Below are 26,704 nucleotides of genomic sequence, written 5' to 3' on the forward strand. Positions count from 1 at the left end.
AAGCAAAAGAGATTAATCGTGTCTTTTTTGCTATTGTGATCTACCAACAATATATCCTTCTGTGTGGGTGAGAACTTTAGTGACACGAACTACAATTATAGCCATAGCTGGCGCATCTGCGTCTGGCAAATCTCTATTTAGCCAAACTATATACAACGAACTGGTTAACGAGCTTGAACCTGGTGCTATCGCCATTATCGAAGAAGATGCTTATTATAAGGATCAGTCTCATTTGCCTATGGCTCATCGTACGCAAACTAACTACGATCATCCTGATGCATTTGAACATGAACTAATGCTTGAGCATTTAACACAACTTCGTAGTGGAAACTCTGTAGAAGTACCAACTTATGATTATGCACAGCATACCCGTAGCGATAAAACGCGACGTGTACCGGCTGCTAAAATCTTAATAGTAGAAGGTATTTTATTACTGAGCGATAAAGCGCTTAATAAAGAATTTGATATCAAGGTGTTTATTGATACACCTTTAGATATTTGCTTAATGCGACGTATGCAACGTGATATGGAGCAAAGAGGCAGAACATTACAATCTGTTGTTGAGCAATATCAAGCAACTGTTAGACCGATGTTTTATCAATTTATTGAGCCTTCTAAGCATAACGCTGATTTAGTTGTGACTCGAGGCGGTATGAACCGTGTTGCGATTGATATTATTAAAAGTAAAATCAAGTATTTACTACAAGAATAATAACGGGAAACATGGGTATGACAACATTAATGAGCTTAGTGGGCATGGTTGTGCTGCTAAGTATTGCTTTTGCGGCTTCAACTAACCGCAAAGCAATTAGTTTAAGAACCGTTGGCATAGCGTTTGCTATGCAAGTCGTTATTGGCGGTTTTGTTCTGTTTTTTGAAGCAGGAAAAAATGTATTAACAAGCATGTCTGCAGCCGTTTCATCGGTTATTGGTTATGCAAATGACGGTATTGGGTTTTTATTTGGCCCGCTAGCGTCACAAGATACGTTAGGTTTTATATTCGCAATTCAAGTATTGCCGGTTATTGTGTTTTTCTCAGCGCTTGTCGCTGTTTTATATCACCTTGGCATTATGGATTGGATAATTAGAATTTTAGGCGGTGGTTTACAAAAGCTTTTGAAAACCTCGCGTACAGAATCGCTTTCAGCAACGGCCAATATTTTTGTGGGCCAAACTGAAGCACCGCTAATAGTTAAGCCATTTATAGCAACAATGACTAAGTCTGAATTGTTTGCAGTAATGGTAGGTGGTTTAGCCACTGTAGCAGGCTCTGTTATGGCCGGTTACGTAATTATTGGTGTAGACCTTAAGTATCTTATTGCGGCAAGCTTTATGGCCGCGCCGGGTGGTTTTTTAATGGCAAAAATGATTGTGCCAGAAACAGAAACTCCTAAAGATAACTTAGCAGATTTAGATTTAAGTGATCATGATAAACCAGTTAATGTAATCGATGCAGCTGCATCAGGCGCAGCTAACGGCATGCATCTAGCACTTAACGTAGGTGCAATGCTACTTGCCTTCGTGGCGTTAATTGCTCTACTAAACGGTTTATTAGGCGGCGTTGGCGGGTGGTTCGATTACCCAACATTGACGCTTCAAGAAATATTAGGCTATTTATTTGCTCCTGTTGCATGGTTACTCGGTGTACCGTGGGATGAAGCAATTATAGCCGGCAGCTTTATTGGTCAAAAGATAGTAGTAAACGAGTTTGTTGCTTACTTAGACTTTATAAATTATCGCGATACGTTAAGTGCTCACACGCAAGCAATTGTTACTTTTGCATTGTGTGGATTTGCTAACTTATCATCGATAGCCATTTTACTAGGTGGGTTAGGCGGTATGGCGCCTAGCAGGCGGAAGGATATCGCACGCTTAGGGCTCAGAGCAGTGTTAGCAGGATCTATGGCTAACCTTATGAGTGCAGCAATTGCTGGGTTTTTCCTCTCGCTAGCTTAGAAACTTATTGAGATGAACTCAGGTGTTGCAAAACAAGAAGATAGTCCTTTAAGGGGTTAAAGTACTATCTGACTTGAACGATACTTCACCAAGGGCCGCAAGGCCCTTTTATCGTTTTAGGGCTTTAATAATTAACCTTCCTTCTGTTTACTCACCTTCCCACAAGCAAACTCTACACAAGTCTTTAAATACCCTTTAAGCCGCTATTATTACAAACATAGTAACTCATTCTATTTAACCAGAGATCTGGTTATTAAAACTCTTAGCGCTGTACACAGCTTTGCATGCCATGAGAATATCTTCAAACCTTAGGTTATCTTACCTAATACACACTCGCTTAATTGAACTATCTATTTTTGAGGGTGGAAAAACGTGTTGATAACTAGACAAAAAATTCGCTATTTAATTGTTCTTGGCAATTGCTCCTGCATTGCTCTACTTTCTGCATTTATGCGGTCGTAAATGAAGATATTTTAACGCAGGTAGCAACACGCTTAGCCCCGCATAGTGATTAAGTATTATTGCAGATTGGCATAAGCAAATTACCATCAATAAAATGCCTAACTTTTAGCTTAATTTTTGTTATTAAAGAAATTTATGCCAATTTTACTTTTGTATTTTTTATATTTTAAGCCACACTTAATTTATGCTTATAAACCAAATAATGAATATACCTTGTGAAACCCTTTATTTACCTTTTATGCCTTACCTATTGCCTAGCCGCCGTAGCGCAAGATGACTACTTGGTGGTAACAGAGCTTGCTCCACCTAATCAAGAACTAGTTAATGGTGAAGTAGTGGGTGAAGGCACGCAGTTTATAAGGGATATTTTCGCCCAAGCCAAGCTAAAACCTAATATACAAATGTACCCTTGGGCAAGAGCATATAAAGTCGCTAAAGAGCTTAAAAACACGTTTATTTACAGCTTAGCACGCACTGAGAAACGCGAAGATTTATTTTATTGGATAGGGCCTGTAGGACGCTTTGAGCTAGGATTTATTAGTTTATCGTCACGTAATGATATTGAAATCAACAGCACAGAGGGGGCAAAAAAATACAAAATTGCGATGCAACGAAATGACTTTTCTACACAAACTTTAACTAAACTTGGTTTTGAAGTAGTACTTACATCAGATATACAAAAATCATACTCTTTATTATTGGCAAAAAAAGTAGAATTAATTGTTGATGATCCTTTATACATGCAGCAAATGAGTGACTATTTAAAGCTAGAACCTGGGCACTTAAAATTCGTTTATAAAATTGATGAGTTGACGATTGATGCCTACTTGGCGGCTAACAAAAAAACAGATATTCAACTAATTGAAGCCCTTCAAGCAGCATTCTTAGAAGTAAAAAAGAATAAAGCTCTCCCTTATAGTCACTAACATCAGCGCTTATATCGCTTTTTATAAGCTGAAAAGTTATCCTTCCTTTTAAGCTTTTCATACTCACTATTAAAACGCGCTACAATGTAATTGGGTACTGATTTATTAAACGCAATGTAGTTGCCTGCTATTTCAGGTATTGGCAATTCCTGCAGTCTAACGACATCGTCCTCACTATACCCAAAAGGCGAAAGCTGATAACCAATGGTGTACTCTGAGCCTAAAATTAAGTCTATTTTACTATTTAAAAACAAGTGCATATATTGCTTTTCATCACCTATAGACAAAAGGTTTTTACCTGCTTCAAACCCTACTTTTTTGACTATCGATTCGTAAATATCCCCTCTTACAATAGCAAGTGAAAACTGCTTAGCTTCATTTAAGCTGTTCATTTTTAACTGAGTATTTTTTTTAAGTTTATAAAAAAATGTTTCACTGGATGCCAAAGGCCCTACCCAATTAAAAATAGGCGTTCTTTGGGACGTTTTAGCGATAGAAATAATACCTGAATGCTTTTCTTTTTGGACTAGGCTGTAAGCACGTTTCCAAGGAAGTATTTTAAATTCACAGATAATGTCTGACGCAATGCATACATCTTTTACAATATCGAGATTTATGCCAACAAGCTGACCCGCTTTGCTTTCAAAATTGTATGGTGAAAAGTGCTCAGTGTAGATCGTGAGCTTGAAATCTTCAGCCTGTACATAATGGCTGATAAATATAAAAACGAGTGTGAGGAAGGACTTAATGATAACGATACCTACTGATGAACTTACATTAATAATAGGCGCAGCTTAGGTTGAGTCAAATTTCAGACACAAAAAAAGCGCCTTAAGCGCTTTTTTTCATTTTACTTAAAAAGTAAAATTATACAGCTGTGATGTTATCAGCTTGAGGACCTTTTTGACCTTGTGAAAGAGTGAACTCTACACGTTGGCCTTCAGCTAAAGTTTTGAAACCTTCGCTTTTGATTGCTGAGAAATGTGCGAAAACGTCTGGGCCATTTTCTTGCTCGATGAAACCAAAACCTTTAGACTCGTTGAACCACTTAACTGTACCTGATACGATGTTAGACATTGTAATATCCTGATATAAAATAAAAAAATATGCTCATATGAGCGGGTGTAGCAAAAAATGAGATGGTACTTAAAAACTTCAGGACGGTACTACAAGTATTACTTATACAACAACGAAATGGAGATTTATAAATTACATGCTTTCTTTCTAGCTGCGGCCCACTATATAGAGTTCGAATATTTTGTCAAGCATTTATAACTAATTAAATAACGAGTGAATAGCTAACAGAGATAATATCAACTTTTAATGCACAAAAATAAGTAAGTATCTGTAATTACATTCAAAAGTTGGAATAGCTAGAGTGAACCAGCTATTACACATCTATTGCGGCCATGGTTTTTAGCATAATAAAGTGCTTTATCGGCACACTTATAAACTTGGTCAATATCGTTACTGTGATCTGGCCAAGTTGCTATACCTATCGAAATAGTAATGTAGCCAATAGTATCTATTTTTGAAGACTCGACGGTGGTGCGTAAGCGCTCCGCAATTGTATAAGCACTTTTACTGTCCTCGTTAGGTAGCACTAGCACAAATTCTTCACCGCCAATACGGGCTACAATATCGTCTTTTCTTGAGAGCTTTTTAATGATGTCTGTTAAGTAAACAAGCGCTTCATCACCTTTATCATGGCCAAAGGTATCGTTTACGCGTTTAAAAAAATCGATATCTATTTCTAAAATAGCAAAGGGTGTTTGTTTAAACATAAGCTGGTTTAATAAACCATTTAGACTTCTTCGATTATGAGTGTTAGTTAGAGGATCTGTTTGCGCATCATGGCGAAGCTGCCCTATTTGCATTTGTAATATATTAACCCCCTTTAGCATCGCCATTTTTAATCTATGACTTTCAAAGTACCAAGACTTAACCGCTTTTAGTTTGTCTAAGCTTTGAGGATCGTCAAGGGTGTCAGCATTGTCGGCTAAGCGCTTTAATGGCCTTGCAATAAAGTGCGCAAATAAGCCTATGAGTATAAATGTAATTAACGCCATAGGGATCGTTTGCTTAACTACTTCAATAGTTAATACATCTAGTGATGAAAGCGTTAGTTTTAGAGGTCTTTGTGCCACTATGCCCCAACCAGAGGACGCAACAGGTGCATAGCCTGCTAACATGGTTTTATTTTTACTATTAAGTACTTGCGACGCGCCTTTTTTGCCACTTAACGCAGCATCTACAACTGCATTACCAGTAACTAAAGAACCTATACGGTGTGCATCCGGGTGATACAAAATATATTTATTTGAGCTGACCACATATAAATAAGAGCCCCCTTCGTGATAATGCTGCTCTAAAAGGGCATTTAAAATATTTTTTTCTTTTAAATAAAGAGAGCCACCAATATAGCCTAAATAATTGCCCTCTAAATCAAATAGTGGATGCGATATAAAAACAATTAAGTTGCCAGCTGCCGACATATACGGCTTACTAATTAACGGACGTTTCTTATTAGTGGCCTCAATTGCACCTGGCGTATTTATTGGTTGGCCAATTATAGTAGCAAAGTGTGGAGAAGTAGCAGCAAGAATTCCATTAACGTTAACCACAACAGAATTAAAACTCTTTGTTTGAAGGTTTAACCGGGTTACTTCGCTATTTAGTAACTGCAGGTCATCTGTTTGATGTTCAATAACGTTAGCTGAATAAGCCAGTTGCTGAAGAGCCGACTCTAAAAAATTGTCAGTTGCGGACGCTAGCTTTTGTGCATAAGCTAGGTTACTTCTAAGCGTAAATTTGGTCAGCTGCTCTTTTTGAACCTGATAAGTAGAGTAAAAACTTCCCACCAGTGTGCTCATTGCAGCAGAAAATGCGAGCAATAATATAAGAAACCTTAAATTTAAAGCAGGTAATAATTTTTTAATCAAAACGCTTCCACAACTCGTTATTAATAACACTTTAAAGTGTAAAAAAGCCGTCAATTATAACTCTTAGCTGAATATTAAGCCATTAATTATACTATCTATACTTTACTAAAAATCGTTATCAATACGCGCTTTGCAGTTGCGCGTAAAAGTAGATAAGCTGCGTGTACTTATCTAATTTTATTTAGCTTTGGAGAATATTTTGCTAAATAAGTATGTTGTATCGTCTCTTGTTTTTTTATCTGGGTGCTTAATGCCATTACAATCTTCTTTTGCTAAATCAGCACTTTCTCTTGAACAGCAACTTGGCCAAAAGTTAATACTCGACTTTCGCTACTACTGTGAGCAAGGATCAAGTAAACAATGCCGTACCCCAATGACCAGCTTGCCAAGCGAGCTTGCTAATGTAGTAACAAAACACAATATTGGTGGTGTTATTTTATTTTCTGAAAATACACAATCAATTGAGCAAACGATTACGCTTAATACGCAGCTACAAACTGCAGCAAGCAAATCAAGCAGTAAGTTGCCGCTATTTATTTCAATAGATCAGGAGGGCGGACGCGTAGCACGTTTACCTCGCGATGTAGCGACCTCCTTTACAGGTAATATGTCGATTGGCGCAACCTACAAAAAGCACGGTATTGAATTCGCAACTAAAACGGCAACAGTCATAGCAAAAGAACTTGCATCATTAGGAGTTAATGTTAATTACGCGCCTACTGTTGATGTAAATATGAATCCAGACAACCCTGTAATAAATGTTCGATCCTTTGGTGAAAACCCGACACTGGTTGGCAAATTAGGTGCAGCTCAAGTTGCTGGCTTTGAAAGTAACGGCGTTATTACCTCTTTAAAGCATTTTCCTGGACATGGTGATACAAGTGTCGATAGCCATACAGGGCTACCCCAAGTAAACCATTCAAAAGAGGTTATTTACGAGCAAGATCTTGCGCCGTTTAAACATATTATCGCCAAGCAAAACCCTGGTATGATAATGACTGCACATATTCAATACCCGCAACTCGATAGCAGTACCTTTATAAGTATTGATGGTAAAGCCATGATTAAACCAGCCACTATGTCACGCACTATTATTACTGATATTTTGCGAGACGAGCTTAACTATCAAGGGGTCGTGGTTACAGATGCGCTTGATATGGCGGGTATTAGCCACTTCTTTACGCCAACTCAAGCGGTTATTAATACCTTTGCGGCAGGTGTTGATATAGCACTTATGCCTATAGAGATAAGAACACCCGATGATTTGAACAAGCTAGACTTTTTAATTAAAGAGCTGGTAGCCGCTGTAAAATCAAAACAACTCGATGAGCACGAAATAGCACAATCTGCGAAGCGTATTACCACTTTAAAAAGTAAATTTAAGCTAAGCACTAATTTTGATCCTATTACCGCGCTTATTAATGCAAAGCAGATTATTGGCAGCAAAGCTCACCGTACAGTAGAAACAGAGCTTGCAGTGGCGGCTATTACACTAGTAAAAAATACAGATAGCACCTTGCCACTAAAACTAAAAAATACGCAGCGTGTGCATATTATTATGCCCGACACACGTAAATGTATGGCGATGCAGCAAGCACTTGAAGCTATCAGCGAAAAAGTATTAACTTATACCTGTAGTAGCTTACAAGGGTTTGATCCCGAACAAGCTAGCAAGCAAATAAATTCGGCTGATGTAATTATTGCTGCAAATGCCACACCTAATCAAAGTGCAGTAGAGATTGGCGGAATGGACGATTTAAAAGATGACCCTAATTTTGCTCTTAGTACTGCACAACAACCTCAAGCGCTTGAGTCATTATTAAAAATAGCTAAGCAAAGTAATAAAAGTACCGTGTTTATTAGTTTAAGGGCGCCGTACGATATTGCTACATATGGTGAATATGCTCAGGCAGTGCTTGCATCATACGCGTACAATATTGATATAGATAAAAACGAGAGAGTTTCTGGCCCCGCTTTTACAGCGTTAGCAAAAGTATTACTTGGTAAAGAGCAAGCAAATGGCGTTTTACCTGTCACAATCAAACCGCAAAAGGCGCACTAACATGAAACTAAATTGCGATTTAGGCGAAAGTTTTGGTTCATGGAACATGGGGCTAGACGATGATGTAATGCCGCATATTAATATGGCTAACATTGCATGTGGGTTTCATGCAGGTGACGCTGATGTAATAGCTAAAACTCTTAAACTTGCTAAGCAGCATAAGGTACAAATTGGTGCTCACCCTAGCTACCCTGATTTACAGGGTTTTGGTAGGCGCTCAATGAACCTTAGCGAAGTAGAACTTACTAATTGCCTGCATTATCAAATAGCGGCTCTTGAGGGGATGGCAAAAGTGCATGGTTTAACGCTTAGTTACGTTAAACCCCATGGCGCACTTTATAACGACATGATGGCTGATGAGCAAATATTACAAGCGGTTATACATGCTATTGCCAACTACCCTAGCCAATTAAAATTAATGATTTTAGCCACAAGTAGTGCTCACGAGCATATTAAAAAAGCAAAAGAGCAAAACGTAGAACTAATACTCGAAGCCTTCGCCGATAGGCAGTACACCGATGACGGACATTTAGTATCACGAACGCTTGAAGGTAGCGTTCACAATAAAGCGGCATTATTAAAGCAAGTAACTCAGCTTTTATCTGATGGTAGCGTAACAACTCGCTCAGGAAAAAAACTAACGCTCAACGCACATAGCTTATGTGTACATGGCGACAACTCAGACGGCATAGCGCTTATTAAAGATATTAAATCACTGTGCGAATCAGCTGACTAAGTCTTTACAGTACCTTTAATTGAAGCTGTAAACCCCCTTTACAGCTTAACTCATAGAGTTTTATAAGAGCTTCACCGCATCCCCCTTTTAATCCCTAAGCAGCTATCATATAAATACATTTAGAATGATAAAAACCACAACAGGGACCATAAATGAAAAAGTTTTTAGCGCTTAGCCTTAGTAGTAGCCTCGTTTTAGGATGTAGTAGTTTAGCCTACGCAGAAGAAAACACACTGCAATTACAAGACGTATTCAATTTAGAATATGCCAATCAAATAGATATTACAGAAGACGGTAAAACGGTTTATTTTGTGCGTAACCGCATGGATATAAAAACCGACCGTAAAGTAAGTAATATTTGGTCTGTTGATTATAAAACTAAGCAAATGCAGCCATTAACTTCTGGCGTGCATATGGATTACTCGCCGGTACTTTCTCCAGATGGTCAGCGCCTTGCTTTTATATCTACCCGCGATGGCAGTAGCCAAATTTATATGAAATGGCTAAAAACCGGTGCAATAGCAAAAATTAGTAACTTAACAAGCTCCCCTCGTGCTATTTCATGGAGCCCAGATTCAAGCCAGCTTGTTTTTAGCATGTTTGTTCCAAGCAACTCTTCGGCGCCAGTAAGCTTACCGGGAAAGCCAAAAGGTGCAACGTGGGCAGAGCCTGCTAAGTTTATTGACGATGTTTACTATCGAGCAGATGGTGGCGGTTATACGCAAAAAGGATTTAGCCAGCTTTTTGCCATAGATGCCAACGGTGGGAATGCACAACAACTCACAAATGATGAGTTTGATAACGCTGGCAATGTTAGTTTTAGTAAAGACGGTAAATCTCTTTATTTTTCAGCAAACAGACACGAGCAAAACTTACTTAAACCAACCAATAGCGAAGTGTATAAACTTAATTTAAGCACTTTAGCAATTGAGCCAATCACTGATAGAAATGGTCCCGACCAGCAGCCTAAAGTATCGCCTGATGGTCGTTACTTAGCATACACAGGGTATGATGATAAACGTACAAATTACGAAAACACTCAGCTTTATATTCGTGATTTAAAAACGGGTGATACAAAAAGTTTAACTCCTAATTTTGATAGAAGCGTGAGCCAAATTAAATGGAGTGCTAACTCAAAAGGGGTTTACTTTAGTTACGCCGATGAAGGCCAAACAGCCCTTGCCTATCAGCCTCGTAGCGGTAAACGTAAAGTGCTCACCGAGCAAATAGGCAGCGTTGCGTTTGGTCGTCCTTATTCAGGAGGGGATTTTGATATTAGTGAAGATGGTGATATTGCTTTTACCCTTGCAGACATCCAACGCCCGGCAGATGTAGCTAAAGTTAAGCGCGGCAAAGCTGAGCGCTTAACAAACTTAAATGCGGATGCACTCGACACCAAACAATTAGCCAAAGTTGAAGAAATCTGGGTTAAATCTAGCCACGATGAGCTGCCTATTCAGGGCTGGATTGCGTACCCGCCTGAGTTTGATAGTAATAAAGAATACCCACTAATACTAGAGATACATGGAGGCCCTGTCGCTAATTATGGCCCTCATTTTAGTGCTGAAATACAGTTATTTGCTGCAAAAGGAAATGTAGTTTTATACATGAACCCTCGCGGGAGTGACTCATACGGTAAAGAGTTTGCTCAAACCATACACCATAATTACCCTAGCAACGATTTTGATGATTTAATGACTGGCGTTGATGCAGTAATAGCAAAAGGCTTTATTGATGAGTCTAAATTATTTGTAACCGGTGGCTCTGGCGGTGGTGTACTAACAGCATGGATTGTAGGCCACACTGACCGCTTTGCAGCTGCAGTGGTTGCTAAACCTGTTATTAATTGGATCAGCTTTGTACTAACTGCTGACTTTTATCCATTTTTTGCTGATTACTGGTTTCCAGGTAAGCCATGGGAACATATTGAGCACTACATGAAGCGCTCACCAATAAGCTACGTAGGTAATGTAACCACACCAACCATGTTGCTTACTGGAGAATCTGACTACCGTACACCAATATCAGAAACTGAGCAGTTTTATCAAGCGTTAAAACTACAGGGTGTTGATACAGCAATGGTGCGTATTCCTAATGCATCTCACGGAATTACTACACGCCCATCTAACTTAATGACCAAAGTTGCGTATATTCAATGGTGGTTTGATAAGCACACTAAATAACCTAATTTTAAAATAATAAATCTATAGCTCAAATAAAAGCCACTTTAAATAAGTGGCTTTTATATTTACTGCTGTAGCATTAAAACTGTAAACCCCCTTTACAGTTTTATGGCAGACAAATATCGGACTTAGCCAAAACTTCAGTTAGTAAAATTTCGGTTTATACTATTTTAACTAGTTTGAGTTAGTAAAAAAGCGGTTTGAGCCACTGTTTATAACCTCTCAGTTAGTAAAATTTTGTTTTATAGTTAAAAGAAGTTAGTAAAAAATCGGTTTATAAAACGCATCAAATCTTCCTATAAATCTAAAATCAGTAACTTATCGGCTTTTTAATGCCCAAGAAAGGCCCTTTACGGTAAAAATTAGCGTAAAAAATGCGTTTTACACCGTGTTAGTTAAACTCTGATCTGTAAATTTACTCAGGTAGTTAAATCGTGATCCAAAATAATTTGGTTAGTTAAACTATGATCTGTAACTATGCCTTCAATGACCTAACTTTATTTAAAATAATAAAAAAGGGCCTACAGGCCCTTGAGTAACACTATCTAGTTAGGAATTTAAAATTGGTTCATGGTGTTGTCTTCACCACCTGCTTTAAGTGCGTTATCACCCGAGAAGTACTCTTTGTGCGTATCGCCAATGTTAGAACCAGCAAGATCCTGATGCTTAACTGACGCCTGCTCTCGGCGAATTTCTTGGCGCTGTACATCACGTACATAAGCAAGCATCCCCATGTCACCAAAGTAACCTTCAGATAAAATATCAGTGCTTAGTGCAGCAGTATGATAGGTAGGTAGTGTGATTAAGTGATGGAAAATACCGGCTTCACGTGCGCCATCGCGCTGGAAGTTTTGTACCAGTAAATCAGCTGCTTGAGCAAGCTCAGTGTCATCCATTTCTGGCGCCATTAAGCCTTTGTTGTCACCTAAGCTTGGGTAAGCACTTAAATCACGGCCAGCTTCTTGCCATTCTTGGTAAACTTGCTCGCGGAACTTAAGCGTCCAGTTAAATGAAGGCGAGTTATTGTATACAAGCTTAGCATCAGGTACTTGCTCTTTAACACGGTTTACCAGTTCTGCAATTTGTTTAACATGTGGTTTTTCTGTTTCAATCCACAGTAAATCAGCGCCCGACTGTAAGCTGGTAATACAATCAAGTACTACGCGGTCTTTTTCAGTGCCTTCGCGAAACTGGTAGAGGCCATTTTCAAGGCGAGTTGGTTTACAAAGTTCACCGTTGATTTTCATTGCGGTATCACCTTCATTTAAGTCATCTACCCCATTAATAGGTGTCGTTTCTAAAAAGGCGTTGTATTGACTAGCTAAATCACCAGGCGTTTGAGATACCGGCACTTTTTGTGTAAGGCTTGCACCTAACGAGTCGGTACGTGCCACAATAATACCGTTATCAATCCCTAGTTCTAAAAATGCGTAACGTACTGCATTAATTTTTGCTAAAAAGTCTTCATGCGGTACGGTTACTTTACCCGCTTGGTGGCCACATTGTTTAGCGTCAGACACTTGGTTTTCAATCTGAATGGCACACGCGCCGGCTTCAATCATTTTTTTAGCGAGTAAGTAGGTTGCTTCTTCGTTACCAAAGCCTGCGTCAATATCGGCAATAATTGGCACTACATGGGTTTCAAAGTTATCGATTTTATCAAGCACCGCTTGTACATCACCACCATTTGCTTTTGCTTCATCTAAATCGTTAAACAAATGGTCTAGTTCACGTGCATCAGCTTGCTTTAAAAACGTATAAATTTCTTCAATTAATGCAGGTACCGATGTTTTTTCGTGCATGCTTTGATCGGGTAATGGGCCAAATGCAGAGCGAAGCGCTGCAACCATCCAACCACTTAAGTATACGTAACTGCGTTTAGTTGTTTTTTGATGACGCTTAATAGCCATCATCATCTGCTGCGCAGTAAAACCATGCCAACACCCTAAAGACTGTGTGTATTGGCTTGTGTCTTTATCGTATGCAGCCATATCTTCACGCATTACGTCGGCTGTGTATTGTGCAATTTCAATCCCAGTACGAAAGCGGTTTTGTAAACGCATGCGGCTTGCATACTCTGGGTTAATTGCTTTCCACGCATTACCTTGTGATTGGCAAAGGGTCGCTAGAGTGTCTGTTTCGTGTGTGTACGTTGTCATAATAAAATCCTTCGAACGGGTCTATAAATTATTTTAATGTTGTGAGAGTGGCTAGGAGTGTGTGCTCCGTTTGCTTAATTCAACATTAGGCTCATTTTTTAGATTTAGTAAATTTATAGTTGTTATTGCGGCTATATATTTTATGAATGAGCAAAAAGCACTCAACACTGTGTTTATGCGGTATTGTTTGTTTAACACACACATATAAAAACAACACACGGCACCGTTTAAGGAAGGTAATTATGACTCACACTCTCACACACTCAGGGCTAAGCGTAGATACACAGCTAGCTGACTTTGTTAAAACAAAGCTACTTCCAGGTACTCATTTATCAGAGCAGCAATTTTGGAAAAGCTTTGCAAATATAGTGCAAACACTGACGCCAACAAACCGTGCACTACTTGAAAAAAGAGAGCAATTGCAGCAGCAAATAGACGATTACCACTTGAAAAATAAATCGTGGGACAGCGCTGCATATCACTCTTTTTTACAAGAAATAGGTTACTTGGTAAAAGAGCCTGAAAATTTTAGTATTGAAACTCAAAATGTTGAGCCTGAGGTCGCACTTACAGCTGGCCCACAATTAGTTGTGCCTGTTAGTAATGCACGCTTTGCGCTTAACGCAGCAAATGCGCGTTGGGGCTCGTTATACGACGCTTTATACGGCACAGACGTGCTAAGTGAAGACGATGGAGCTGAAAAAGGCAGCACATATAACCCAGTACGCGGCTTTAAAGTAATGGCTTACGCGCGCCAGTTTTTAGATAAAGCATTACCGCTAAGTAATGGCTCGCATATTGAAAGCACTAATTACTCAGTAGTTAATGGTAGCCTAGTTATAACGCTTCGCGACAGCTCGCAAACAACGCTTGCTAACCCTTCACAACTTATTGGTTTTAAGGGTGAAGCGCAAAATCCAAGTGTTATATTATTAAAAAATAATGGCCTACATTTAGAGCTACAAATAGACCATCACCACCCTATTGGCCAAGCCGATAAAGCCGGCTTAAAAGATGTCGTACTCGAGGCCGCCCTTACCACCATAATGGATTGCGAAGACTCTGTAGCCGCCGTTGATGCCGAGGATAAAGTACAAGTTTATAAAAATTGGTTAGGCCTTATGCAAGGTAATTTAACTGAGTCATTTAAAAAAGGAGATAAAACGGTAGAGCGTACCTTACAAAGCGATAAAACATACACAGCTCTTGATGGTGGCACAGTTACCTTAAAAGGCCGTAGCATGATGTTTGTCCGCAATGTAGGCCATTTAATGACTAATCCGGCTATTTCTGATATTTATGGCCAGCCTGTATTTGAAGGCATTATGGATGCAATGTTTACAGCCACAGCAGCCCTGCACGACTTAAACAAAAAAACAGGCATGAAAAACTCAAGCGCTCAAAGTATAAATATTGTAAAGCCAAAAATGCATGGCCCCGACGAAGTTGCCTTTACCAACACATTGTTTAGCCACGTAGAAGAGGCACTCGGTTTACCTAAAAATACACTTAAAATGGGCATTATGGATGAAGAGCGCCGCACCTCTGCAAATTTAAAAGCTTGTATACATAGAGCTAAAGAGCGTGTTGTATTTATTAACACCGGCTTTTTAGATAGAACCGGAGACGAAATTCATACCTCAATGCATGCGGGAGTTGTATTACCAAAAGCAGAGATTAAAAAGCAGCCATGGATCCAAGCATACGAAGACCGTAACGTAGATATTGGCCTTGCTTGTGGCTTAAGTCACAAGGCACAAATAGGTAAAGGCATGTGGCCAATGCCAGATAAAATGGCACTAATGATGGAGCAAAAACTTGCGCATCCGCAATCTGGTGCCAATACCGCATGGGTGCCCTCCCCTACTGCAGCGACCCTACATGCAATGCATTACCATGATGTAAACGTATTTAACGCGCAGCAAAACATAGCGACACGTGCACAAGCAAGCCTAAATGATTTGCTTACGCCACCATTAATGGACGATATTACAGCGCTTTCAAAAGAAGATATTCAAAGTGAACTTGAAAACAATGCACAAGGCATTTTAGGTTATGTAGTACGTTGGATAGACCAAGGAATTGGCTGCTCCAAAGTGCCCGATATAAACCATATAGGTTTAATGGAAGACAGAGCTACGCTTCGCATTTCAAGCCAACACATGGCTAATTGGTTACACCATGGGGTATGTACGCAAGCTCAAATAGAGTCAACAATGGCAAAAATGGCAAAAGTAGTTGATGGCCAAAACGAGCACGACAGCGCTTATAAACCTATGGCAAGCAACGCGCTATCACTTAAAAATAGCATTGCATATCAAGCGGCTTTAGCTTTAGTTATAGAGGGAGCAAAACAACCAAGTGGTTACACTGAGCCATTACTGCATAGCTACCGTATTAAATATAAGGCTCAAATGAGTTAATAATTAAATTAACGCTATATTGAGTCATTTTTTCGTGTCAAACCAGCTTTCGGGCTGGTTTTTTCATGTATGAGCCAAAATATAAGAATTTAATGCCGTTTTTAACGCAATTAGCGATAAATTCAATCCTTCAAACTGGTTTAGTTCAATTGCAGATTGGAGTAATAACCAGCATGAATATCTAACATTTATTCAAACGTAAAAAAGCGCGTTTTGCTTACACAAAACGCGCTTTTTTAGTATTTTTTAAAGAATTTACTCTAATTTTTTACAATAGCATTGTGATAAATATTTTGTACATCGTCACAATCTTCAAGCATATTTATAAACTTATCAAAGTTGGCAATCACTTCTTCGTCTTCGATTTCAATATTAACTTGAGGAATAAACGTGATTTCATCAACTTCAAAGTTAATGCCTTCAAATGCCTCTTCAAGGGCTGTTTTAGCTTTAAAGTATTCTGTCGGCGGTGCAAAAACCGATACTTTACCATTCTCGCACTCAACATCGCTTACATCTACATCAGCCATCATGAGTGCTTCAAGTACAACTTCATCGTCATCACCAGCAAAACCAAGTACTGCATAATGATCAAACATGTGTGCAACACACCCAGGAGTACCAATTTTTGAGTCGGTTTTAGTAAACGGCAAGCGTACATCTTTTATTGTACGGTTTGGGTTATCAGTCAAACAATCAACTATTACCATGCAATTTCCTGGTCCGTAACCCTCATAGCGTGCAACAGCGTAATCTTCGCCTGCCCCGCCAGCAGCTTTTTCAATTGCTTTTTCAATAACGTGAGCTGGAACTTGGTCTTTTTTAGCTTTTTCAATTAAGCGACGTAGTGTTTGATTAACTTCAGGATCGGGTTCGCCATTTTTTGCTGCAACGTAAATCTCTTTACCGTACTTTGAGTTTATTTTTGTTTTTGCGTTGGCTGTTTTGATCATAGAACTTTGACGAACTACAAATGCTCTGCCCATTTTATGCCTCTAATGAATACGTTAGCTTTTACAATATTTTACCAATTTCATCCGAATTGGGCTAGTTAACAAATTTTAATAATACAGCTCTAATTCTTGAATAATTAAAACCGCACGCTATTTAACATAACTCTACTTTTTGAGAGTAACTATCAACTAAGGTCACTAATTCTATAAAATCATGTAAAACATAATCGGCTTGGTCGGCGTATGCTGGAGTTGTATCTGGAGCATATAAACACGCGCGCATATTAGCATTATGAGCTGCTTGAATATCGTAAAGAAAATCCCCTACATACAATAAATTGCTAGGGCTTATATTCCAAAGAGTAGAAATTGCATTTAATGCACTCGGATCGGGCTTTGCTGGCGCGTCACTACGGGTTAATACTGTTTCAATAGGAAGTGGATTATTTTGAAGCTTAATTGCAGCGGCTTTGTCAAAATTGCGCGTTACAATAGCCATCGGAATTTCTTTGGCTTTCAAAGCATTAACTGCATCAGCAACGCCTGGTAAAATACTCGCGCTCTGAGCGTCAATCAACTCATGCTGATGGACTATATTCATTGCCTCCTCACGCATATAAGGAGACGGTAACTGCGCAATGTAATCAAGTAAGTCTTGCTCACAAGGACAGCCAATTTGTGCTTTTATAAGCGAAAAATCTAATTCTGACGAAACTAGCGTTCCATCTAAATCAAAAATTACACCACGGATAGCCTCTACCTGAGTAGTCATATCATTCCCTGAATTTAGTCGATACTAAATGAAATTTAAACATAAAAATCTCTACTGCTTATACTTTTGAATAAAAGAATAAATGAAACCATATTTAAATTATTTATTTACACAGCTATCAATCTATTGATAACACAGTAAATATAATTTCTAAGTGTAGCATGCGCAATAAAAGGTAAATATACAAACTGAACTACCAAATTTTACGTAAATTTACTTATAGCAGATCAAAACTGAACGTAGTTTAAATTTATAAAGAAAACGCGCACATTAATTATTGTGCGCGTCGGTTGGGGAAGTTAGATACTAGTTTTGCTCAAAGCGAGCTTCGAGCCAGGTATCGTCTTGGCTAAAGTTTAGAGTTTTAATCTTACCTTTACCTTCAACGTTTACCATATTTACTTGAGATGGCCATAAGTCACGTAGTGCGCCATTACTCATTTTTATACCTTCAATCCCTTTAGGAATAGCAGCTTCTTGGTATACCCAAAAAAACTTACCATCTACTTGTGCTCCAACAGAGTTAAGTTTTAAAGTCTCACCACTAAGCGTTTTTAAGGCTACGTGCGATTCAACATATTTTGCAAAACGCTGCTGATCAATTTTATTACTAATAATATCGACCTTGCCTTCAAATAGTTTACCTACAGCGTGTTCGGTGTCATGTAAGTAAAAGCGATGCATAAGCTCAATATTACTCGTACGTTTATTAAAAAGCACAGTAGTAACCGATGACTTAAGTTGATGCGCCATACTTGGCGCAGCAACTAAAAGGCAAACAATAACAAGCAAAAAGCGCATTACTGTTGCTCCTCACCGTCATCCTTTTCGTCTTTTTTATCGTCCGTTTTAAGCTCAGTTTTAATATCTTGCATGATATCGCGGCTAACCTTAGCTTTGCTCTTTTCCTTTTTGTACACTTCTATACGAGAAGGAATAATACGGCGAGGGTAGTTATTGTTCTCAACATCCACATCTGCAGTTTCCCAGCGCGGATCAACAGTTACCGAAACAAGTGGTTTGTTTTTATCTGTAACTATTAACTTTTGAACATTTTTGTAATTACGACGCCAAATTTCAGCAGGAATATAACGCTCTTCGGTAGTGCCATCTTCATAAGTTAGCTCTAATAAAATAGGCATTACCAAACCACCTAGGTTTGAAAATTCCATAACGTAATAATTTTTATCTTCTTCAAGCGCGCGGTCTAGCGTTTTACGCTCCCACGGCTCTAAGCCTTTTAAGAACTTGTTGTACGAGTTACGCTCTTTATTGGTAACAGTAAAGCGATCGTTTTCATCGTAGAAGTCGGTAACGTCAGTGTTTTTCTCTACCCACGTTTTTTTGCCTTCTGCGCGGTTACGCTCAACAAATAACGATGTAGGCTTCTCAGCTTCAATATCGCGTAAACGCCCGTAATCAATATCAGGATTTTTAGTGTCTAAACGCAGTTTGTACACTTTATCTAACGAAATATCTACATGGTCTGTGGTGTAAAACCAACCACGCCAAAACCAATCTAAATCAACACCAGAGGCTTCTTCCATTGTACGGAAAAAATCTGCAGGAGTAGGGCGCTTGTATTTCCAGCGTTGAGCGTACTCTTTAAATGCAAAATCAAATAAATCACGACCTAAAATAACTTCGCGTAATATATTAAGCGCTGCAGCAGGTTTAGTATAAGCGTTAGGCCCTAAACGAAGCACGCTGTCAGACTGAGTCATTATTGGCACTTGGTTTTGAGATTTCATGTAGCTTACTATGTCACGAGGCTCAACACCCCAAGGAATCGTAGGATCCCATTCACGACCAGCAACGCCATCTAAAAAGCTATTTAAGCCTTCATCCATCCACGTCCATTGGCGTTCATCTGAGTTAACAATCATTGGGAAGTAAATATGACCAACTTCGTGAATAACTACGCCAAGTAGGAAGCGTTTTTCAGCCTGAGAATAAGTACGCGTACCATCGTCTTGTAACTTGGTGCGAGGGCCATTAAAGGTGATCATTGGGTATTCCATACCACCTACAGGGCCATTTACAGACTGTGCTACAGGGTATGGGTAATCAAAAGAGTACTTAGAGTACACTTCCATCGTGTGCACTACAGCTTCAGTTGAGTATTTTTTCCATAAGTCGCCACCTTCTTTAGGGAAGAACGACATAGCCATTACAAGCGGCTGAACATCGCCACCTTGCTGATACCCTTTTGCATCCCACATAAACTTACGAGAAGACGCCCAAGCAAAGTCACGTACATTTTCGGCTTTGAAGTGCCACGTTTTAGTTTTGTCGGTACCTTCTTTTTCGTTCTCTAACGCTTCTTCTTCAGTAACGATAAACACAGGGCGTTTTGACGTTTCTGCTTTTTCTAAGCGGTTACGCTGAGTACGTGTAAGTACTTGACTTGCGTTATCAAGCTTACCCGTTGCCGATACAATGTGATCCGCAGGAACGGTAATTTCTACATCGTAGTCACCAAATTCAAGCGTAAACTCACCAGAGCCTAAAAATGGCTTGTTAGTCCATGCTTCATAATCTGTATAAGCAGCTAAACGCGGAAACCACTGAGCAAGTAAAAATATATCGTTGCCATCTTCTTCAAAGTGCTCGTAACCAGAACGAGCCCCAACAGCATCCTCTTCTACAATGTTAAAAGCAAAGTTCATACTAAACTCAGCTTCTTTGCCTGGCTTTAATGGCTCGTTTAAATCAATACGCATTAACGTATCAACAACCGTTACACGTAACTCTTTACCATCATCATCTTTAACGCCGCTAATTGTATAGCCTAGTTCGTTGTCGCTCATAAACTGCTGACGACGAAGCTCACCTAAACTTAACTTAGCTGGTTTTTGTGCCGGTAAACTATTAAGTGTGCTTTTAAAGGTTTTAGTTGTTTCAGCAATAGAGTCGCTTTTAAATATATTTTGATCTAACTGTAACCATAAATATTTTAACGTATGTGGCGAGTTATTTTTATATTCAATGCTTTGGCTACCCGTAATACGGCGCTTTTTTTCGTCAAGCTTTACATCAATGTCGTAATTAACACGTTGCTGCCAGTAATTCTCACCCGGTTCACCCGCTGCACTACGGTAAACATTAGGTGTTGGAAGGGCTTCATCTAATTGACGAAACTTATCTACGTAAGAGCCTTTTGTTTGCTCAACAGATGACGCCATAGCTGCGCTAGATATTGCTAGGGGCAATACAAAAGCACTAAGCGTAAGACTTATTTTTTTCATTGTTAGTCCTAAAATAATTTTGTGATTGTACTTTGACAAATATACCTACACGCTTCAATAAATTAGCGACCAAGTGCCGTATTTTTGGGGTGATATTCGCTTAGTTTTTTGTATAAAAAAATAAAGTGATTTTGTAACAAAATACTACGAACTTTAAAGTGTAAAGGGGGTTTACAAAAGGCAGTTATATAGGGAATCAAAAACACATAATTGTGCACATTTTCTGTGCTTCAGGTCTAATTCATAGAAATAGCTTAAAGTTAAATTAAGTAAAAAGTTAAAGGAGCACAGTATGAAATTTTACATCGTAAAAAAAGATCATCAGCTCGAGGCAATTCCTGCTGAAAAAACATTACTTGAACGCTACGAAGCTGACCAATATTCTTATGTAGATGTTGTGTCAGCGTATGATAAAGAAGATGCGCTAAAACGCCTACCTACTGAACATAAACACAGTAAAATATGGTTAATAATTGGCGCAAATATTGCGGTGTTTTCGCTAATTTTAACTATTTATACGATAAATTAAAAATTGTGTAATTTTAGGTTGATCTTTGTTGCTGTTTATATTTAAAATCGCCCACCTTTTTATTTGAGGCAAATAAATTCGTCACGTTTATCCTCAAATTTGTATCGATTACTAGTAAGAAATGCGGTGGGCTTATGGATTTTTACATCCTAAAAAAACAACAAGAACTAATTGCAATCCCAGCAAGTGAGAACAACTGCAAGCAGTATCTCGATTCAGGTTATTTTTATATTGATAAAGTAGCGGCCTGTAACGAAACAAACGCACTTAAAGCATTACAAGCAAAGCAAACTAAAACGCTAAAATTACCATTATTAATGGCACTTTTGGCTTTACCGGTTATTTTTGCAGCGTGGTATAACTTAACCTAAAGCTAAAGCACACCCGAGGCTTGCATCTTTAACTGCCTTGGGTATATTGGCGCTCTTACGGTTTTATTAAGAGCGCGACATGAAAGTTCTCCACACCTCAGATTGGCACCTTGGCCAACAATTCTACGAACACGACCGCCGTTTAGAGCATCAAGCATTTTTTACCTGGTTACTTGCCACACTTGTTGAGCAACAAATAGATTTATTATTAGTTGCAGGTGACATTTACCATACGGCAACACCTAGCGCCAGCGCCGAAAACCAACTTTATCAGTTTATAAAAGATGTTAAAAAGCAGTGCCCACAATTACATGTGGTAATTATTGCGGGCAACCATGACTCTGCTAATCGTATATTAGCGGCTCAGCCTTTACTGGCTCAATTTGATACCCATGTAGTAGGGCGTTTTGATGTATCAACGCCTAACGATATTATTATAGAAATAAACACTAATAATAAACGCGCTGTAATCGTTGCTATGCCGTTTTTACGTTCAAGTGATATTAGTTCCCTAAGCCAAACAAAAAACGGCCCTAGCTACGCACAAGGCGTTGCAAAAGCATATGAACTTGCCTTAGATCATGCTTATAAGGTTAATGAACAAAATTCACCGTTAATAGTAATGGGCCATTTACATGCTAAAGGCGGCGACATATCAAGTGATTCAGAGCGTAACTTAGTGATAGGTGGGGAAGAGTCTATTTCAGCCAATGTATTTGGCAGAAAAGCCAACTATGTAGCTCTGGGCCATTTACACAAAGCGCAACAAGTTGCTAAAAATGACGCTATTCGCTACAGCGGCACGCCTATTCCTATGTCGTTTTCAGAGCGTAATTACACTCACCAAGTTAATGTTATCGAATTTAAAACCGATGAAAAACATGACATTAGCACAACTGTAAACCCCCTTTACATTCCACGAGCAGCCGACGTTATTGTATTACCTAAAGGGGAGTGTGTACCATTAAATGAACTGTGCGAACAAATTAAAACCCTCGATACAGCGCAAAATACAGTAGCCCCCTATTTACGCGTAAAACTTAAATCGAGCGATACCGACACCACATTCAGAGAACAAATAGAACAAGCACTTGAAGGCAAAAATATAAAATTTTGCGGTATTGAACGAGTACGTGAAAAATCAGCAACAGACGACAACGAATCTGTATTTGAAGATTTAAGTGAAGTTGAAATGCTAAATCCACAAAATTTATTAGAGCAAGCATTCGCAAATGATAAAGATATGGCTGGGCAAAGTGTACCCGATGAACTAAAAGCGCTTTTAAACGATGTAATAAGTGAGCTGACGGAGCAAGAACAACTATGAAAATTACCGCAGTACGCATACATAACTTAGCATCTATAGTTGACGCCGAAATCGACTTTACCCAAGCCCCACTAAAAGATGCGGGCTTGTTTGCTATAAACGGCGACACCGGCGCGGGTAAAAGTACCTTTTTAGATGCCATTTGTTTAGCACTTTACACAAAAACGGCTCGCCTAAAAGGCGATAAAGGCAACCTAATTGATTTTAATGGCGACAGCATAAAATTAAACGATGCGCGTAACTTATTACGCCGAGGAAAGTGGGAAGGCTTCGCTGAGGTCGATTTTATAGGGCAAGACAAACAACGTTACCGCGCCCGTTATTCAATTCAGCGCACTCATAAAAAAGTAACGGGTAAATTAAAAGTCGCCGAGCACACGTTAGTTACCTTGCCCGATGAAACCCTCATAGCAGACAAAAGCCAAACCATAAAAGAAATAGAAACCAAAATAGGGCTAAGCTTTGAGCAATTCTCCCGTGCGGTATTATTAGCGCAGCATGAGTTTGCTGCCTTTTTAAAAGCCACCGGTGATGAACGCGCGCAATTATTAGAATGCTTAACAGGCACAGATAAATTTAGCCTGATTGGAAAACGTATATTTGAGCGCAACAAAGAATTAAAAGATAAATTTGATTTACTTCAAGCAAGCCTCGCAAGCTATACCTTATTAAGTGAAGATGAATTATCAGTAAAACACACCACGCTTAATGAGCTAAAACAGCAAATAGAACACACTAAAAAAGCACTAATAAGCACAGAGCAAAGTTTAAACTGGTATAAGCAAGCCAGTACACTTGAGCAAGCTCTTGAAGAAGCCACAAAAAATCAGCAGCATGCTAATAGCGAGCTTGAAGCAATTGCTCTTCAAAGTGAGCAAGCAAAACAAGCACAAAGCGCGCTTGAAATAAAAGATAACCGAAAGCGACATGAGTATTTAACGGCGCAAAATAAGGACCTTAATACACAAATAAGTAACTTAAAAAGTATTGACCACGCAGCGCTTATTGAAGAGCAGGCCGCAACACTTAAAATAAAGCAAAGCGAATTAAAAACAGCGCAAGAGCAAAAGCAATCTGCTGAGCCAATTATTGCAAAAGCCCGCGAGCTCGACAGCCAGCTTGCTATACACGCACAAAGCATTACTAGCCTTACTCAGCAAAGCGACAAAGAGCAAAAGCAATTAACGGATTTACAAACTCAACATAAGCAAAGCCAAACTGCGCTTGATGAGGCAACTAAACTAAATACGCAGCATCAGCAATGGCTTGCTGAGCATACGCAGCTTAAACCGCTAGCCAATGATTGGAACTACTACCAACATAGCTTTAATCAATATCTATCTGCTAATGAGCAGCTAAATGCAACAGCAACTCAAAACCAGCAGTTACTAGCAGAGCAAACCAAACAGGCTGAGCTTTTAACAACGCAAAATAAAAAAGTAGAGCAGCAAGAGCAGCAACTAAGCCATGATCAAAAAAACCTAAACGAGCTGAACGAGCAACAACGCCAATTTAATATTGAGCAATGCGACAGCGAGCTTAAAAATATTGATTATTTAAAAGAGCAGCGAATACGCTACACGCAATTTACCCAAGAGCTTAAGCAAAGCACGCAAGCGCAAAATAACATTGCAGCTAAACTTAGCCAAAGTGAGCAACAGCAGCAGTCGCTTTTACAAAACCTAACAACGTGCGAGCAGGCACTAAAACATAACGAATACGCGCTAAACCAAGCTCGCCTGCGTGCCAGCGAAAACGTAGAGCATTTGCGCGCACAGCTTAACCCTAACGAGCCCTGCGTAGTGTGCGGTGCAACCGAGCACCCCTATGCTACTGATCAAAACCCGCAGTTAAACAACTTAATAGCCGATTTTGAAGCCAGCTATACCAATGCTAAAAAGCAGTATGATAGTGCCCAAACGCAGTTACACACGCATCAAACACAGCATGCCGTGCTCGTTAACGAACACGCTCAGCACGGCCAAACAATTCAAACGCTCAATACTAAACGAAGCGAAATGAAAGCCACCATGGAAGCTGCGCGTACTCATCTAAATGCCCTTACACCAGAGCAGCTAGAAGAAACCTATAAACAGCTTAATGGGCATAAAGCGCAGTATTTTGAATCGCAAAAACAGCAAAATGCCCTGCAAGAAAAAGTAAACCAACAACAAAACTCACTAAAAGCAGAGCAACAAACACAGCAGCAATTACATAATTTAAATAGTGAATTAACCAATAAACTAAACCAAGTAAATACAAAACACACTGAGCTAACGTCGCAAATTAGTGAGCTCACTACAGCGCTTAATGCACAATTTGAACACAGCAACTTTTGGCAGCAACTGCAAGCAGGCTCGCTTAACTTAAGTGATTTAAGCCAGCAGGTTGAACAATATCAACAAACACATGCGCAACTTGAGCAAAGCCAAAAACAAATAGACACTGCCAATCAACAATCACAGCAACTTACGCCGCTAATTACCAAAAGCGAGAGTGCACTTAAAACACTAAAAGATGATTTAAACAGTGCTCAGCAGCTACAAAATACAACACAAAGTGAGCGCCTTGCGTTATTTAATAACGAGCAAATAAGCGCAAACGACTATCAAGCAAAAATCAATGCCCAGCTTGAGCAATGCCAAACACAGTTAAACGAAAGCCAGCAAGCTTACGATAGTGCAGTTAAAAAACGAGACGAGCATGCAATTGAGCTTAAAAACGCTGAACTTCGCTTAGCCGAGCAAAGCACAGAGCTTGCAACGCTTGATGCGCGTTATAAGCAATGGTTTAGTGACTTTAAAGCCCAGTACAGTGAGGCAACGCATGAGCAGATCACAATTTTACTAACGTTAAGTAGTGAGCAAATTAAAGCCCATTTAATCCAGTTTGAACAGCTTTCAGCAGCACTTACTGATGCAAATGCCGCGCTTAAGCAGCAACAAAGTGCGCATACAGATCACCATAATACTAACAAGCCATCACAAAACCACACTGAACTAACCGAGCAATTAGGGGCATTAAATACAAAGCAAACTGATCAGCAAAATAGTTTACTTGCCACTAATACCGCCATAGAGCAGCATAACCAAAATGCCAAAGCACTCGAGGGTAAGCAAACGCAGCTCGCTACCCTTAAAAAACAGGTAGAGCAGTGGCATTTATTAAATAAAGTATTAGGCGATGCAACCGGTAAAACCATGCGTAACTTAGCGCAAACACAAACACTAAAAATATTACTGCATTATGCTAACAGCCATTTAAAAACCCTTAATAAGCGCTACGAGCTCACAGCCATTGCGCAGTCACTCGATATTGCCATTATTGACCGCGACATGGCCGACGAACAACGCTCGGTTAATACGCTCTCTGGGGGGGAATCATTTTTAGTATCACTGGCATTGGCATTAGGGCTTGCATCGCTTTCGTCAAACAAAGTACAAATCAACTCTTTGTTTATTGACGAAGGGTTTGGTACGTTAGATAGCGAAACACTCAGCGTTGCTATGGACGCGCTCGATTCATTACAAGCACAAGGCCGCAAAGTAGGGGTTATATCGCATGTGAGCGAAATGAGCGAACGTGTAGCCACGCAAGTACATGTAAGTAAACAAAGTGGTGGATACTCCACTGTTGAAGTTTTATAAGCTGATTA

19 protein-coding genes are annotated in these 26,704 nt (G+C 39.3%); 11 read left to right on the plus strand and 8 right to left on the minus strand.

Going from position 1 to position 26,704, the window contains the following annotated elements:
- Positions 1 to 79: 79 nt before the first annotated feature.
- The 3 genes from udk to J8L71_RS13945 all read left to right on the plus strand — a co-directional run bounded on the left by udk (position 80) and on the right by J8L71_RS13945 (position 3,344).
- On the plus strand, positions 80 to 712 hold the full coding sequence (gene udk / locus J8L71_RS13935; protein WP_058550446.1) for a uridine kinase: 633 nt from the start codon (positions 80 to 82) through the stop codon (positions 710 to 712).
- 17 nt (positions 713 to 729) lie between these two features.
- On the plus strand, positions 730 to 1,956 hold the full coding sequence (locus J8L71_RS13940) for a NupC/NupG family nucleoside CNT transporter (protein ID WP_211001060.1): 1,227 nt from the start codon (positions 730 to 732) through the stop codon (positions 1,954 to 1,956).
- A gap of 677 nt (positions 1,957 to 2,633) precedes the next feature.
- Complete coding sequence (locus tag J8L71_RS13945) at positions 2,634 to 3,344, plus strand: transporter substrate-binding domain-containing protein (protein ID WP_211001061.1); 711 nt, start codon at positions 2,634 to 2,636, stop codon at positions 3,342 to 3,344.
- Positions 3,345 to 3,346: 2 nt separating this feature from the next.
- Here J8L71_RS13945 and J8L71_RS13950 read toward each other — a convergent pair whose 3' ends face one another.
- The 3 genes from J8L71_RS13950 to J8L71_RS13960 all read right to left on the minus strand — a co-directional run bounded on the left by J8L71_RS13950 (position 3,347) and on the right by J8L71_RS13960 (position 6,217).
- Positions 3,347 to 4,129, minus strand: coding sequence for a transporter substrate-binding domain-containing protein (locus tag J8L71_RS13950; protein WP_348771806.1), 783 nt, complete (start codon positions 4,127 to 4,129; stop codon positions 3,347 to 3,349).
- An 82-nt stretch (positions 4,130 to 4,211) separates the two neighbouring features.
- Positions 4,212 to 4,421, minus strand: coding sequence for a cold-shock protein (locus tag J8L71_RS13955; protein WP_002959120.1), 210 nt, complete (start codon positions 4,419 to 4,421; stop codon positions 4,212 to 4,214).
- Between the two features lie 296 nt (positions 4,422 to 4,717).
- Entirely contained in the window at positions 4,718 to 6,217 is a 1,500-nt protein-coding gene (locus tag J8L71_RS13960; protein ID WP_211001106.1) for a sensor domain-containing diguanylate cyclase, read from the minus strand.
- Between the two features lie 319 nt (positions 6,218 to 6,536).
- On the opposite strand from J8L71_RS13960, the gene J8L71_RS13965 reads away from it, so the two are divergent.
- The 3 genes from J8L71_RS13965 (at position 6,537) to J8L71_RS13975 (ending at position 11,267) form a co-directional block, all read left to right on the plus strand.
- On the plus strand, positions 6,537 to 8,348 hold the full coding sequence (locus J8L71_RS13965; protein ID WP_211001062.1) for a glycoside hydrolase family 3 protein: 1,812 nt from the start codon (positions 6,537 to 6,539) through the stop codon (positions 8,346 to 8,348).
- Position 8,349: 1 nt separating this feature from the next.
- Entirely contained in the window at positions 8,350 to 9,084 is a 735-nt protein-coding gene (locus tag J8L71_RS13970; protein WP_211001063.1) for a 5-oxoprolinase subunit PxpA, read from the plus strand.
- 152 nt (positions 9,085 to 9,236) lie between these two features.
- On the plus strand, positions 9,237 to 11,267 hold the full coding sequence (locus J8L71_RS13975) for a S9 family peptidase (protein WP_211001064.1): 2,031 nt from the start codon (positions 9,237 to 9,239) through the stop codon (positions 11,265 to 11,267).
- 557 nt (positions 11,268 to 11,824) lie between these two features.
- On the opposite strand, the gene J8L71_RS13980 is transcribed toward J8L71_RS13975, so the two are convergent.
- Positions 11,825 to 13,426 carry an isocitrate lyase gene (locus J8L71_RS13980; protein WP_058550440.1) on the minus strand — a complete coding sequence of 534 codons (1,602 nt, stop codon included), beginning with the start codon at positions 13,424 to 13,426 and terminating at the stop codon, positions 11,825 to 11,827.
- A 242-nt stretch (positions 13,427 to 13,668) separates the two neighbouring features.
- On the opposite strand from J8L71_RS13980, the gene J8L71_RS13985 reads away from it, so the two are divergent.
- Entirely contained in the window at positions 13,669 to 15,849 is a 2,181-nt protein-coding gene (locus tag J8L71_RS13985; protein WP_211001065.1) for a malate synthase G, read from the plus strand.
- 260 nt (positions 15,850 to 16,109) lie between these two features.
- On the opposite strand, the gene J8L71_RS13990 is transcribed toward J8L71_RS13985, so the two are convergent.
- From J8L71_RS13990 to J8L71_RS14005, 4 genes are all read right to left on the minus strand, one after another.
- Positions 16,110 to 16,835 carry a YebC/PmpR family DNA-binding transcriptional regulator gene (locus tag J8L71_RS13990; protein WP_211001066.1) on the minus strand — a complete coding sequence of 242 codons (726 nt, stop codon included), beginning with the start codon at positions 16,833 to 16,835 and terminating at the stop codon, positions 16,110 to 16,112.
- Between the two features lie 121 nt (positions 16,836 to 16,956).
- Positions 16,957 to 17,574, minus strand: coding sequence for an HAD family phosphatase (locus J8L71_RS13995; RefSeq protein WP_211001067.1), 618 nt, complete (start codon positions 17,572 to 17,574; stop codon positions 16,957 to 16,959).
- Between the two features lie 306 nt (positions 17,575 to 17,880).
- Positions 17,881 to 18,375 (minus strand): DUF6702 family protein, encoded by a 495-nt coding sequence (locus J8L71_RS14000; RefSeq protein WP_211001068.1) that lies wholly within the window; start codon positions 18,373 to 18,375, stop codon positions 17,881 to 17,883.
- Positions 18,375 to 20,822, minus strand: coding sequence for a M1 family metallopeptidase (locus J8L71_RS14005; RefSeq protein ID WP_211001069.1), 2,448 nt, complete (start codon positions 20,820 to 20,822; stop codon positions 18,375 to 18,377). The genes J8L71_RS14000 and J8L71_RS14005 overlap by 1 nt, the downstream gene beginning before the upstream one ends.
- A 292-nt stretch (positions 20,823 to 21,114) precedes the next feature.
- Between J8L71_RS14005 and J8L71_RS14010 the strand changes: the two genes are divergently transcribed.
- The 4 genes from J8L71_RS14010 to J8L71_RS14025 all read left to right on the plus strand — a co-directional run bounded on the left by J8L71_RS14010 (position 21,115) and on the right by J8L71_RS14025 (position 26,696).
- Positions 21,115 to 21,351, plus strand: a complete 237-nt coding sequence (locus J8L71_RS14010) for a hypothetical protein (RefSeq protein WP_211001070.1) — start codon at positions 21,115 to 21,117, stop codon at positions 21,349 to 21,351.
- 134 nt (positions 21,352 to 21,485) lie between these two features.
- The gene (locus J8L71_RS14015) at positions 21,486 to 21,722 is read left to right on the plus strand and encodes a hypothetical protein (protein WP_058550433.1); all 237 of its coding nucleotides are present in this window, start codon (positions 21,486 to 21,488) and stop codon (positions 21,720 to 21,722) included.
- A 79-nt stretch (positions 21,723 to 21,801) separates the two neighbouring features.
- Positions 21,802 to 23,049, plus strand: a complete 1,248-nt coding sequence (locus J8L71_RS14020; protein WP_211001071.1) for an exonuclease SbcCD subunit D C-terminal domain-containing protein — start codon at positions 21,802 to 21,804, stop codon at positions 23,047 to 23,049.
- Entirely contained in the window at positions 23,046 to 26,696 is a 3,651-nt protein-coding gene (locus J8L71_RS14025; RefSeq protein WP_211001072.1) for an AAA family ATPase, read from the plus strand. The genes J8L71_RS14020 and J8L71_RS14025 overlap by 4 nt, the downstream gene beginning before the upstream one ends.
- Positions 26,697 to 26,704 lie beyond the last annotated feature (8 nt).

This window comes from Pseudoalteromonas sp. MMG007 (assembly GCF_018100985.1).
GTDB lineage: Bacteria > Pseudomonadota > Gammaproteobacteria > Enterobacterales > Alteromonadaceae > Pseudoalteromonas.